At 62.0% G+C, this 13,311-nt stretch carries 10 protein-coding genes; 1 reads left to right on the top strand and 9 read right to left on the bottom strand.

All coding sequences use genetic code 11. The features are described 5' to 3' along the window. Positions 1 to 65: 65 nt before the first annotated feature. A complete protein-coding gene (locus HH303_RS19125) occupies positions 66 to 2,135 on the top strand; it encodes a methyl-accepting chemotaxis protein (RefSeq protein WP_169627009.1) in 2,070 nt (689 codons plus the stop codon). 28 nt (positions 2,136 to 2,163) lie between these two features. Here HH303_RS19125 and HH303_RS19120 read toward each other — a convergent pair whose 3' ends face one another. The 9 genes from HH303_RS19120 to HH303_RS19080 all read right to left on the bottom strand — a co-directional run bounded on the left by HH303_RS19120 (position 2,164) and on the right by HH303_RS19080 (position 13,192). Beyond that, complete coding sequence (locus tag HH303_RS19120; protein WP_169627008.1) at positions 2,164 to 3,696, bottom strand: acyl-CoA carboxylase subunit beta; 1,533 nt, start codon at positions 3,694 to 3,696, stop codon at positions 2,164 to 2,166. 69 nt (positions 3,697 to 3,765) lie between these two features. Then, positions 3,766 to 4,464 (bottom strand): ATP12 family chaperone protein, encoded by a 699-nt coding sequence (locus tag HH303_RS19115; protein WP_169627007.1) that lies wholly within the window; start codon positions 4,462 to 4,464, stop codon positions 3,766 to 3,768. Positions 4,465 to 4,579: 115 nt separating this feature from the next. After that, a complete protein-coding gene (locus HH303_RS19110) occupies positions 4,580 to 7,540 on the bottom strand; it encodes an AsmA family protein (RefSeq protein ID WP_169627006.1) in 2,961 nt (986 codons plus the stop codon). Positions 7,541 to 7,560: 20 nt separating this feature from the next. Continuing rightward, positions 7,561 to 8,238, bottom strand: coding sequence for an HAD-IA family hydrolase (locus tag HH303_RS19105; protein WP_169627005.1), 678 nt, complete (start codon positions 8,236 to 8,238; stop codon positions 7,561 to 7,563). Positions 8,239 to 8,242: 4 nt separating this feature from the next. Beyond that, a complete protein-coding gene (locus HH303_RS19100) occupies positions 8,243 to 9,244 on the bottom strand; it encodes an RluA family pseudouridine synthase (RefSeq protein ID WP_169627004.1) in 1,002 nt (333 codons plus the stop codon). Positions 9,245 to 9,268: 24 nt separating this feature from the next. After that, entirely contained in the window at positions 9,269 to 9,649 is a 381-nt protein-coding gene (crcB, locus tag HH303_RS19095; RefSeq protein WP_169627003.1) for a fluoride efflux transporter CrcB, read from the bottom strand. A gap of 49 nt (positions 9,650 to 9,698) precedes the next feature. Then, on the bottom strand, positions 9,699 to 10,448 hold the full coding sequence (locus tag HH303_RS19090; RefSeq protein WP_169627002.1) for a TerC family protein: 750 nt from the start codon (positions 10,446 to 10,448) through the stop codon (positions 9,699 to 9,701). A 3-nt stretch (positions 10,449 to 10,451) separates the two neighbouring features. After that, on the bottom strand, positions 10,452 to 11,780 hold the full coding sequence (locus HH303_RS19085; protein ID WP_406611460.1) for a replication-associated recombination protein A: 1,329 nt from the start codon (positions 11,778 to 11,780) through the stop codon (positions 10,452 to 10,454). Next, positions 11,777 to 13,192: a Do family serine endopeptidase gene (locus tag HH303_RS19080; RefSeq protein ID WP_169627001.1), complete on the bottom strand. Its 1,416-nt coding sequence runs from the start codon at positions 13,190 to 13,192 to the stop codon at positions 11,777 to 11,779. Before HH303_RS19080 ends, HH303_RS19085 begins: the two co-directional genes overlap by 4 nt. Between the last annotated feature and the right edge of the window lie 119 nt (positions 13,193 to 13,311).

The raw sequence follows: 13,311 nt of genomic DNA, 5'->3' as shown, positions 1-13,311 counted from the left end.
TCTTGAGGCACCATGTATAGTCTGTTTCAGGATGTGTGGGTTAACATTACCGTTCGGGGGTACTTATGCGTTCTTTTGGCATTCGGACTAAAATTGTCGGCGTGACCGCCGCCATCGTAACGGTTGGATTTGCCGCAGCTTTCGCGGTCGCAACGGTTCTGTTCAGCGACCTTGCCAAAGAAACGCAAGAAGGATTTGTCCAATCGCTGTCCGCCCAACATGCCAATCGGGTGCAGAAAGACATTGAGGCCGCCCTGTATACGGCACGCGGCATGTCCTATGCGGAACAATCGATCCTGACCTCCGGTGCACCGGACCGAACCGCCATGGCGCGGGTTGTGGAGACAACCCTGGCCGCCAACCCGGGCTATGTCGGCGCGGGAATCGGCATTGATTCCGACGTTGCAGGGAATGACACCGATCATGTCGGATCGCCGTACAACGACGACAAAGGACGGCTGGTTCCCTACTTCTTCCACGACGATGGGGCCGTCGCCTGGGAATCCCTGGTGATGGGCGGCGACAGCGGGTCTGAACTTTGGTACGACCTTCCCAAGAATACGCGCCGCGAGGTCGTTACCGATCCCTATCTCTACCCGGTGGGCGGTGTGGACGTGCTCATGACGACCGCCGCGGTGCCGTTTTATGACGGAAAGAACGCCGCCGTTGGCGTTACCACCATCGACATGGCCCTGTCCGATATCCAGGATCGTCTGTCCCAGATCGCAGTGTTCGATACCGGCAATGTCAGTTTGGTAACCGCGACCGGCCTGTGGGTGTCCAACCCCGATAGCGGGCTATTGGCGCAACCGATAGCGGACGGGGAGCTGTTGAACCTCGTCCGTAGGCTAGAACCGGGGACGCCGGTCACCGCTACCATAGCAAACCCGGAAACCGGCGACGCACATTTTGTCGCCATTACCCCCGTTAATTTCGGTGCAAGCGACACCGTCTGGGGTGTTGTCGTCTCCGCGCCGGTGCCGGAAATGTTGGCCGACGCAAACGACCTTATTGCGTTGCTGATCGTCATCGCCGTTGTGGCGGTCATCATCGTGGTCGCGGCGATCGCTGTTGTCGGCACGTCGATCAGCAACGCCCTGCGCCGTCTCGCGGATTCCATGCGACGCCTGTCACAGGGCGACACGGATTTCGAGTCTCAAGGCATCGACCGAAAAGATGAAATCGGCCTTATGGCCGGCGCCTTGGAAGTGTTTCGGGAAAACGCGATTGAAAAGCAGCGCCTTGAAGAACGCGAGGCCGAACAACATCGCCAAGCAGAAGAAGACCGCCGCGCACTACTGTCCAATTTGGCCCAGGATTTCGAAACCAGGGTTAAATCCGTGGTCGGCGAAATCAACGGCGCCGTTTCTTCTGTCCATCGCCAAACGTCCGACATGGCGCAAGTTGCTTCCGACACGCGGGGGCAAACGGAAAACGCGGCGACAACAATCGAGGAAGCGACAGCCGGCGTCACCGCGATGTCTAGTGCATCGGAGGAGCTGTCCTCGTCGATACAGGAAATATCCGCGCGAATCCAGGAAGCGGCCAACATCGCGTCGGAGGCTGTCGGAGAGGCACAATCGACTGACAAAACCGTGCGCTCGCTATCGGACAATACTGCACGCATTGGCGAGGTGGTGAAGTTGATCACCGACATCGCGGAACAAACGAATCTTCTCGCCCTTAACGCCACGATTGAAGCGGCGCGGGCCGGTGAATCCGGCAAGGGTTTCGCCGTGGTGGCGAATGAGGTGAAAGCACTCGCCAACCAGACGGCGAAAGCAACCGAAGAGATTGAAGCGAGTATCAATGCGGTTCAGTCCGAAACGAATCTTACTGTTTCCGCTATCGGCCGGATCGGCACAATCATCGGGCGGATCAGCGAGGTCAGCACAGGCATCGCCAGCGCCATTGAGGAACAAGGGGCCGCCACTCATCAGATCGCGGATCATATCGGCAGGCTGTCCAGCAGCATGCATGAAATCAACGTTACGATCAGAACCGTGGACAAGGCGAGCGAGGAAACTGAAAACTCCGCCGCCTCCGTCGCGCAGACTATCGATGATCTCGAAGGTCAATCCCGTGCGCTAAGCACCCAGATGGACGAGTTCGTATCCAGAATCCGGTCTTCCTAAGCCGGTTCGCCGCGGATAGGGTCTACCGTCACAGCGGAATGTTGCCGTGTTTCTTCCAAGGATTCTGGATGTCCTTGGTGCGCAGCATGCTCAACGCCCGGCCGATCCGGCGGCGGGTATTGTGCGGGCGGATCACGTCGTCGATGAAGCCGTATTGACCGGCGACGAAGGGATTGGCGAATTTCTCGCGATATGCCGCTTCTCGTTCCGCCAGCTTCGCCGGGTCGTCGCGGTCGCCGCGGAAGATGATCTCCACCGCGCCCTTCGGCCCCATGACCGCGATTTCCGCCGACGGCCAGGCATAGTTCACGTCGCCGCGCAGATGTTTGGACGACATGACGTCATAGGCCCCGCCATAGGCCTTGCGCGTGATAACGGTCACCTTCGGCACCGTCGCTTCGGCATAGGCATAGAGCAGTTTCGCGCCGTGCTTGATGATGCCGCCATATTCCTGCGCCGTACCGGGCAGGAAGCCGGGTACGTCGACCAGGGTAACGATCGGGATATTGAACGCATCGCAGAAGCGCACGAACCGACCCGCCTTGATCGAACTGGCGATATCCAGGCAGCCCGCCAGCACCATCGGCTGGTTCGCGACGATGCCGACCGGATGGCCTTCCATGCGTCCGAAGCCGGTGATGATGTTTGCGGCATTCGTCGGCTGGATTTCGAAGAAGTCGCCCTCATCCACGATCTTTTCGATCAGTTCCTTCATATCGTAGGGCTTGTTCGGATTTGCCGGGACCAGCGTGTCCAGCGACATATCCGGGCGGTCCAGCGGATCGTCGGTCGGTCGATGCGGCGGCTGTTCCTTGTTGTTCAGCGGCAGGAAGCCCAGGAAGCGCCGCAGCTCCAGCAGCGCCTCGACATCGTTTTCGAAGGCCAGATCCGCCACCCCGGATTTGGACGTGTGGGTGGACGCGCCGCCCAGTTCTTCCGCCGTCACGGTTTCGTTCGTGACGGTCTTCACGACCTCCGGCCCCGTCACGAACATGTAGGAGGAATCTTTCACCATGAAGATGAAATCGGTCATGGCGGGGGAATAGACCGCGCCCCCGGCACAGGGGCCCATGATCATTGAAATCTGCGGCACGACGCCCGATGCCAGCACATTGCGCTGAAACACGTCGGCGTATCCGGCCAGGGAGGCGACGCCTTCCTGAATGCGCGCGCCGCCGGAATCGTTCAGCCCGATGACGGGCACGCCGACCTTCATCGCCTGATCCATGATCTTGCAAATCTTGCGGGCATGGGCGGCGGAGAGGGAACCGCCGAAAACCGTGAAATCTTGTGAGAAGGCGAAGACCCGACGCCCGTTGACCAGGCCGTGACCGGTAACGACGCCGTCGCCCGGTACCTTATTGTCCCCCATGCCGAAATCGGTGCAGTCGTGTTCGACGAACATGTCCCATTCTTCGAAGGACCCTTCGTCCATCAACAGGACGAGGCGTTCGCGCGCCGTCAGCTTACCTTTCGCATGTTGGGAATCGATCCGGGCCTGACCACCGCCGAGCTGCGCCGCGTTGCGCATTTCCTCTAGGCGGATAAGAATATCCTCCATGGAAGTCCCCTCTCCTTGTTCTTACAAGGAAAGTTGTACAGGGCGGTTACGCTGTTTTCCAGTGGCGCATCACCCCTGCCGCAAGAGGGTCAGAAAGCGATGGGCGGCCTCAACCTCCCCGGACAGGCGCTCGCGACGCTTCCGCGCCTCATCTTCCTCTCCCCAGCGTTCGGCCTGGTGGGCCTCGTCTATCCGGGACAGGTCCAGCGCTTGCTGCGGCGAGCGTTCCCCGTTGAGGACGCTGAGCGCGAGCAGGAAGGAGCCATAAGCCGTGGTCATGACATGCACGGCTGTCAGTTCGAACGGGTCCAGGGCGTGGGCAACCTCCCGCATGCGGGTCAGGGTCGCGTCCGGCTGCGCGACGGGCATGATCCCCGCCGTCGTTTCGAAATGCACGTCATAACGCTGCGCCACCCAGTCCAGGATCGGGTCCCAGCCGTCGGCCTGCAAGGACGTAAGGCTTTCCGGCCGTTCCGCGCGATAGCACAGCAGATCGGACCCGGCGAAGCCCGAGGCCTCATCCGCCACGACCTCGCGGTTCGGCACGACGCGGTCGATGGCCGTCGAGCCCAGGGACATCTGCGCCATACTGTCCGGGACGATCTTGTCGCCCTGTGCGTTCCATTCGTCGGCAACGGCCTGCGCCAGCGCCAAAGTCGGCAGAATCAACGGCGCCTTCGCCGGGCTACGCACCGCGCGCCCATCCAGATGGACCGCGAAACCGCCATCCGTTTCAACCGCAGTGCTGGATTTGTAAAATCGCTTCATCGACACGGATCCCTAAAATGTCGGCGCTATTCACCATGCGGGACGGATAGAATCAAGAAAGGGCCGATGCGGCATTCCGCATCGGCCCTTTTTCAGGATACGCGTGTCAGACGGATCAGTTGCCGAACAGCCCCTTCACCGCGCCACCCAGGCCTTCTTCCAACGCCTTGCCGACGCCTTCGACCGGATTGGACGGTTGCGACGAACCGCTATCCGATTCTTTCGCGTTTTCGAGCTGTTCCTGGCTTTCGGCCACTTCCTTCTTACAGGGGTGACCTTCCGGCAGGTCCGCGACAACCGCCAGCAGCGCCGGGGCGATGCCGCCGGTCAGGATACCGGCCAGCAGACCGGTCCCGATCGCCACCGGGTCGGGAATGATCGACGGATTGGCGAAGCTGCCGGTGATCAGGACCGGCACGCTGGTCAGGCCGCCGCCGCCCGCCGGCTTCGCCTTCAGGTCCAGCTGTTCGGTGCCCAGATTGATTGTGCCTTCGGTTGCGACGGTGATCGACCCGGACGCGGTATAACCGGCTTTGGTTTCCGCCAGCCCTTGTTTGATCGGATAATCGAAAACGGCGCAATCGATAACGACCCAGCCATTCTCGCTGGCCAGCAAACCGGACAGCGTTTCGCCCATCGCATCGTCGAACGCCTTCTTCAGGACGCGGCTGTCATACATGCTCATCATGAATTCGCCGTTCAACGAGGACGCGATGGCGCGCGGGCTGGTGCCCGCCCCATCCAGATTGACGGTCAGGTCCAGCGGCCCGACGATCTTGTCGCGCATGCCCGCCCCGGCCAAAAGGGCATTCAGCCCCATCTGACTGCCGTTCAGTTTCACGGACAGGGGCGGGGTCGCCTGACTGCCGTCCAGGCTAATCGTCCCGTCCAGCGTGCCTTCACCGATCCCGGCCTTGAACGGGCTGACCGTCAGCTTGCCGCCCTGCAACACGACCTTCAGGTCCAGGCTGGTCAGTTCCGGCGCGGTCGCGACGAAGGTCGCGGCCTTGTATTCGATATCGGCGTTGATCGACTTCAAGGCGTCCAACGGCAGCGGATCGTTCGGGATCAGGCGGCCATCGCCCGCACCGCCGGAGCCTCCACCCGACGCCGCACCGCCGGAACCACCAGCGGAACCGCCCTTAGACGGGGGCGTCACATCGGCCAGATCGAAGCGGGTGGAGACGAGGCGCGCCACGATGCTGGGCACGTCGCCCGTTCCGTCGAACACCACGGTCCCGGCGACGTCGCTGCCGCCCACCTTGGCGGTGAACGGGTCCAGGGTGATCGGCTTGCCATTGTCGCCCTTCACGCTGCCCGCGATATCGACCGGGCCGATGGGCGGCACGTCGGAGCCCGCCAGATCGGACAGGATCGACAAGTCCGGCGACTTGACGGAAAAGCCCAAATTGGCGCCCGACAGCTTGACCAGATCGGCGACCGACCCGTTGGCTTCGACCCGCAGGGTTTCGGCCTTACCCAAGGCCAGCGCCAGATCGCTGAGCGTCATCGTGCCCTGGGCGTCGCCCGCCACCTTCATGGCGAGGTTCAGCGGACCCAGCTTCGGCACGGCCATCGGCGTGAAGGCCTCAACCAGCGGCGACAGATTGCCGATTTCCGGCGAGGTCGCACTGATTTGAAGATCCACCCCCTCCTGCGTCAGCAGGTTGTCGATTTCGCCATTCGCCCTCACCAGGATGGTTTCAGCCTTGCCGAAGTCGAGTGCGAGGTCCTTGAGTTCGATGCCCTTGGTCATCCCGCCCTTGATGGAGGCGGCAAGCGACATCGGGCCCATTTTAGGGATGCCCTGGCCGGAATACTGTTTCGCGATATCCGACAGGTTGCCAAGCTCCGGCGAGGCGACGGACAGGTCCAGATCGATGCCGGACTGACGCATCAAATCTTCAACATCCCCGGTGACGCCCACCAGCAGCGACGATTCGGTGCCCAAGCGCACGGCGATATCTTCCGCCGACAGCGCGTCTTCCATGCTGCCGGTAACGTTCAGACCGACCTTCAGCGGCCCCAGCGGCGGCACGGATTGCCCGGCCAGCGCCTGCGTGACCGGCGACAGATTGCCGATTTGATCGCTGGCCACGGCGATGGCCAAGTTCACGCCTTCGACCGCTGCGGCGTTTTCGATGGTGCCGTCGATCGTGACATGAATCCGGTCGCTGGTTCCCAGATCGACCTTCAACGGATTGACGGCCAGATCGTCGCCGTCGCCCTTCAGCGTGGCGGCAACGGAAAATCCGCCGAGATTCGGCAGAGACAGACCTGCCAGTTTCGCCGTGTCGGCCAATTCCTGACCGATGGCGGATACCGTCAGGTCAATCCCGCTTTGCCCCGCGAGGTCCTGAATGCCGCCCTGGATCGACACATCGACCCCGGCCAGATTGCCGACCAGATCAACCGGCGTCACTTCGCCGGAATTGGTCATGGTGTCGAGGGCGCCGAGCGTCCCCGTCATGATCAGCGCGAGGTCATCGAAGGACGCGTCCATGTTCAGCGCCAGCGGCGTTGCCGTGGACTCGCTGCCCATGGTCAGTTCGCGCAGGGTGAACGTCTGTTCCGTCCCGGCCGCGGCATCCTTCATCACCACCTGAACATCGGCGATGCGCAGGTCGCGGATGATCGGCAGGGTGATTCCCCCGCCACCGCCGCTTGAGGGTTCGGACGGTTCCGACGGGCCGAAATCGGTGTTCGACGTCCCGTCGGCGGCCTTTTCCACGATGGCGCGGACCTTATCGACATGGATCACGGAGATATCCGGCGTCCCCAGCAGAGAGAACAGCTTGAACCCGATTTCGACGGAGCCGATTTCCACCATATTCGGGCGGGAGCCCCACTCCGCATTGGACAGCGTAACGCCGGACACTTTCAGACTGGTATCCGCTCCGAGCGTAAAGTCGATCGGTCCGGCGATCGTCAGATCACGGCCCGTCTCCTCCTTAACCTTCTCTTCGATTTCCGGCTTCCACGCGTTGAGGTCACTCAGAATGTAAGCGACCGCACCGACGACAAAGACGATGAGGACGGCCAGAACGCCACCAAGAATTTTCAGGAAACGACCCATGTCATGCTGCTCCGTTGTCGTTAAGCAGTCCAAATTTCTCGCACTAATGCCGGAATGTCGTGGAAAAGATCCGCTACGGATCGCGCCCCGGCCTTCCGTAATTCGTGCGGCGGATGATAGCCCCAGGACACGCCGATTGCGTGGGCCCCGGCCGACACCGCCATGCCGATATCGAATATCGTATCGCCTATCACCACGGTGTTCCAGGGTGATGCGCCCGTTTCCGCCATTGCGTCCTGCAGGATGTGCGGATTGGGTTTTCCCGGACCGTCGTCCGCCGTCTTCAATACATGGAAGTGGCGACCAATCCCGTGTCTTTCAAGCGTATGGTCCAGGCCGCGACGCCCCTTGCCCGTCGCGACGCCCAGCAAATACGCGTCTTCCGCCGCCAGCAGGGCCAGCACATCCGCGCATCCGTCATACAGCGGTTCCTGATGCGCGCCGATATTCCGTCCGGACACGAACACGTTCTTATACGCGTCGCACAAGCGGTCGACCGAATCGCGGTCCCCGTCCGGGTGCAGATTGGCGATGGCCTGTCCCAGCGGCAGGCCGATCTGATGCCGAATGTCGTCCGCCGCGGGCGGGGTCAGCCCTTCCGCGCGCCAGGCGGCGCTCATCGTGTCGACGATGATATGGCCGCTGTCGACCAAGGTGCCGTCGCAATCGAAGACGATCAGGTAAGGCCCGCCATCCATGGGATCAGTCTTCCCAATCTTCGAACGGATCGTCGATATCCGGACCGGTCGTATCGAATTCGAATTCCTTCAGCGTTCGTTTGAAATGATCGGACGGCGCCGCGACGATCCGCGCGCCCGCCCCCGGCACGCCGGGCGGCAGGACCAGGGAGCGCGCATGCAGATGCAGCCCCTTCGGCAGAATATCGCCCGACGGAAAGGCATCGGCCCCGCCATATTTCCCGTCCCCCAGGATCGGCGTGCCGATGGCGGCCAGATGGGCGCGAATCTGGTGCGTCCGACCGGTGCGCGGCCACAGGGCGACCAGCGCCGCCTTCTGCGCGGCGCGGTCCATAACGCGGAATTCGGTGATCGCCATCTGGCCGTCTTCCTCATCCGGGACGACACGTTCGCCGCCCTTCGCCCCCTGTTTGGACAGGGGCAGGCGGATCGTGCCTTCGGACGGGTCGGGTACGCGGACCGTGATCGCCCAATAAATTTTCTGCATCTGGCGGCTTTTCAGCGCCTGCCCCAGCAGGGTCGCGCTTTCCCGCGTTCGGGCCAGCAACATTACGCCGCTGGTATCCTTGTCCAGGCGGTGCACCAGACGCGGGCGTTCGTCCGCGTCGAATTGCAAGAAATCCAACATCGCATCCAGATGGCGTTCGGTCTTGCTGCCGCCCTGAACGGCAAGGCCCGCCGGTTTGTCGATCGCCAGGATCGCCTTGTTGCGGAAGATGACCAGCGATTTGGCGAAGGCCTCATCCCCCGGTTTCAGCTTCGGCGCCCGAACCGTCCCGTCCTTGGGCACGGGTTCGGACGGCTCGTAGGGCGGCAGGCGCACGGCCTGTCCGGCGGCGATGCGCGTATCCGTCTTCGCCCGCGCGCCGTCCAGTCGGACCTCCCCCTTGCGCAGGGCTTTTTGCATGCGGGAATGGGGCATGTCGGGGCAACGGGCCTTGATCCAACGATCCAGACGCATGCCGTCTTCGTCGGGTTTGACCTCCAGGGTCTGAACACCGGGCATCGAATAATCCTTAAAAAACGCCGATCAGGCGAAAACCAACCGCATCAGGGCCATGCCAGCCATCAGACCGACGACCGCAAGGCCGACCGATGCCAGCGCATAGACCAGAGCGAGGCCCCATTGTCCACGCTCCATCAACAATACGATATCCAATGAATAGGTCGAAAACGTGGTAAAGGCCCCCAGAACGCCGACGGCAATGAAGGCGCGCAGGGACGGCATCGGTTCGGACAGATGCATGAAGACCTGCACCACGATGCCCATCAGGAACGACCCCAGGATGTTCGCGGCGAAGATACCCCACGGGAATCCGGTCCCCATCCAGCGCATCACCTGCGCGGCGAAGAAATGGCGGGCCAGGGCGCCGACGGCGCCCCCCGCGGCGATGGCGAGCAAGGTCTTCATATCGCGGTGACAATAGGCGCGGACAGGCGGTTACGGCAAGGTCCTGTCATTACGTCGAAGGAGCGCGTTTCTTCCGCGCCCGCCGCGCCAGCATGTTGAGGCCTTCCACCAGGCCGGAAAACGCCATGGCGGCATAAACGTAGCCCTTGGGAACGTGGAAACCGAAGCCTTCCGCGATCAGCAACATGCCGATCATCAACAGGAAGCTGAGCGCCAGCATGACGACGGTCGGATTCTTGTTGATGAAATTGGCCAGGGGGCCGCTGGCGAACAGCATCAGGATGACGGACGTGATCACGGCGGCGAACATGATCGGCAGATGCGTCGTCATGCCGACGGCGGTCAGGATGCTGTCGACCGAAAACACGAGATCGAGCAGCAGAATCTGCACGATGGCGATTCCGAAACCCAGTCCGGCGCCCTTTTTCACCGGGGTGCCTTCTTCTTCATCCTCATCGGGATCGACATGGTGATGGATTTCCGTCGTCGCCTTCCAAACCAGGAACAAACCGCCCGCCAGCAGGATCAAATCGCGCCAGGAAAAGCCGTGGTCCCACAGGGTGAAAACCGGCGTCGTCAGCCCGACAAGGACGAACAGCAGACTCAAGAGGACGAGCCGCAGGATCAGGGCCCCGCTCAACCCCACCATACGGGCCTTGGGGCGGATGTCCTCCGGCAGCTTGTTGGTCAGGATCGAAATGAAGACCAGGTTGTCGATCCCCAGCACCACTTCCATGACGATCAGGGTTCCCAGGGCCAGCCATGCCTCCGGGCTAACGATCAGATGCGCGACTTCCATGGATCAATCTTCCGTTTCTGTTATGCGCCGCTTGCGACGCAATCCCTCCCAGTATTCCAACCGCTTGCGGATTTCCCGTTCGAACCCGCGCTCCACCGGTTGGTACAGCGCCACCCGCGACATGGTTTCCGGGAAATAGTTCTGACCGGAAAATCCGTCCTGGGCGTCGTGATCATAGGCATAGCCCTTGCCATAGCCCTGATCCTTCATCATCCGCGTCGGCGCGTTCAGAATATGTTTTGGCGGCATCAGCGAACCGGTTTCCTTCGCGGTCCGGCGCGCCGCCTTATAGGCGACATAGGCAGCATTCGATTTCGGTGCCGTCGCCAGATAGATCACGACCTGCGCCAGGGCCAATTCCCCTTCCGGACTGCCCAGCCGTTCATAGGTATCCCAGCCCATCAGGGCCTGATGCGCCGCCGCCGGATCGGCCAGCCCAACGTCTTCATAGGCGAAACGGACCAATCGTCGCGCAATATAGAGCGGGTCCTCCCCGCCTTCCAACATACGGCCCAGCCAATAAAGACCGGCGTCGCAATCCGACCCACGCAGGGATTTGTGCAGGGCGCTCATCAGATTGTAGTGACTGTCCTGACCCTTGTCGTAAACCGGCAGGCGGCGCTGTACCACCTCCGCCAATTTCTTGGGCGTCATCTTTTCGGTGGTCCCCAGGTTGAACAGGGCCTCCACCATGTTCAGGAGGTAACGCCCGTCGCCGTCCGCCATGGCGATCAGGGCGCGGCGCGCCTCGTCGTCGACGGGCAGGGCGCGCTGCTCTTCCTTCTCCGCACGTTCCAGCATCGACGACATCGCGGCCTCGTCCAGGCGGTTCAGGACGAAAACCTGACACCGCGACAACAAGGCAGCATTCAGCTCGAAACTGGGATTTTCCGTCGTCGCACCGATCAGAATGACCGTGCCGTCCTCGACATAGGGAAGGAAGCCGTCCTGCTGTGCCCGGTTGAAGCGGTGGATTTCATCCACGAACAGCAACGTGCCCTGGCCGGTCTGACGTCGGGATGCGGCCCGTTCGAAGACCTTCCGCAGATCGGCCACGCCGGAAAAGATGGCCGACAGGGGTTCGAATGCCAGACCGCTTTGTTCCGCCACCAACCGGGCCAGCGTCGTTTTCCCACAACCCGGCCCGCCCCACAGGATCATGGACGACAGGCGCCCCTGATCCAGCATACGGCGCAGGGTCCCCTCCGGGCCGATCAGATGATCCTGGCCCACGACCTCCGACAAGGCCTTGGGACGCAGCCTGTCCGCCAGCGGACGGGGGGCGTCCGCTTCGAACAGGCCAGTCATGCCGGAGGCCGGGGCCTTGCTCATCGCAATTGCACCGACAGTTTCTCGCCGTTCCGGTTGATCACCAGGGACCAGGACGATGGCGGGTTATCCAGGACCGCCCGCAAATCCTCGGTAAGGTCGATTTCCCGCCCGCTGATCGACACCAGGATATCGCCGACCTGAAGGCCCAGCCGCGCGGCGGGGCTGTTGCGCAGCAGTTCGATCACCATGACACCGTCCCGTTCCGGTTGGATGCCCAACTGCATGCACAGGGCCGGCGACAGGTTGACGAAACGGGCGCCCGCAATCGGAGCATCGCGCCGAATGGCGACGGGATCCTGCGGTGGGTCTTCCGGTGGGGCGATCAGGATCAGGTCCTTTTCCATCTCCCTCCCATCCCGCAGGATGCCCAGGCGGATATGTTCGCCGACACCTTTTGTCGCCGCGCGAAAGCGCAGATTCTGGGCGTCGTCGACGATGATATCGTCGATCGCGGTGATGATGTCACCGGATTCCAGCCCCGCATCATCCGCCGGACCGCCGTCTCGAACCTGTTCCACGATCACACCGTGCGGCGCGTTCATGCCCAAGGCCATCGCCATGTCCCAATCGACATCCTTGCCGTCGAAACCCAGCCAAGGCCGCACCAGCGGCTGCCCGGACAGTGCGCTTTTCAACACCGCTTGGACCATATTGACGGGGATGGCGAATCCGATGCCGTGGGACCCGCCGGATTTGGAAAAGATGGCCGTGTTGATGCCGATGATCGACCCATCCATCGCCACCAGGGCGCCGCCGGAGTTGCCGGGATTGATCGCCGCGTCGGTCTGGATGAAGGACTGATAGTCGGCAACGTCGACCTGAGTCCGCGCCAGCCCGGATACGATACCGCTGGTCACCGTCTGGCCGACCCCGAAAGGGTTGCCGATAGCGAGCACCAGATCGCCGACATGTACGGCGTCGGAGTTACCCAATGTCACCGTCGGCAGGGTTTGCTTCACATCTTCCAGCTTTAGGATCGCAAGGTCGGTGCGTTCGTCGGACAAGACGACCTGGGCATTGTATTGCCGTTTGTCGCGCAGGATGACGCGGATGTCGGTCGCATCGGCGATGACGTGATGGTTGGTGATGACGATGCCGTCACCTTCAACGATCACGCCGGAGCCGAGCGCCGTTTCCGCGCGTTTACGCGTCCCGCCGAATTGTTGTCCGAAGAATTTCTGGAAAAACGGATCGTTGAACAGCGGACTGCGCGTTTCCACGATCTTGCGGGTGTAGATATTCACCACGGCGGGCGCGACCTGCTCCACCAGGGGGGCATAGCTAAGCCGCACCTGCTCCGCCGATTGGGGTACCGCGACGGTTTCCGCCCGCACCGATCCGGTACACAGGAAACCCAGGGCGACAAGAACGACCGCCGAAACGGCGGCGAGAAGGGGATGTCTTTCAGTCATGCCCCCAATCTAGGAAGCGCCAGCCGGATTTGGAAGGCGCAATTCACCCCCAAATGCGGATACCGGCATCGCGTCGCTTCTGCGAGAAGGAGGTCAGGAAAAATGACCGACCGTGAGGG

Origin of the sequence: Pacificispira spongiicola, assembly GCF_012926505.1 — a bacterium.
Taxonomy (GTDB): domain Bacteria; phylum Pseudomonadota; class Alphaproteobacteria; order UBA8366; family Aestuariispiraceae; genus Pacificispira; species Pacificispira spongiicola.
The sequence above is the reverse complement of the archived record's forward strand: the minus strand, read 5'-3'. Positions and strand labels throughout refer to the sequence as shown.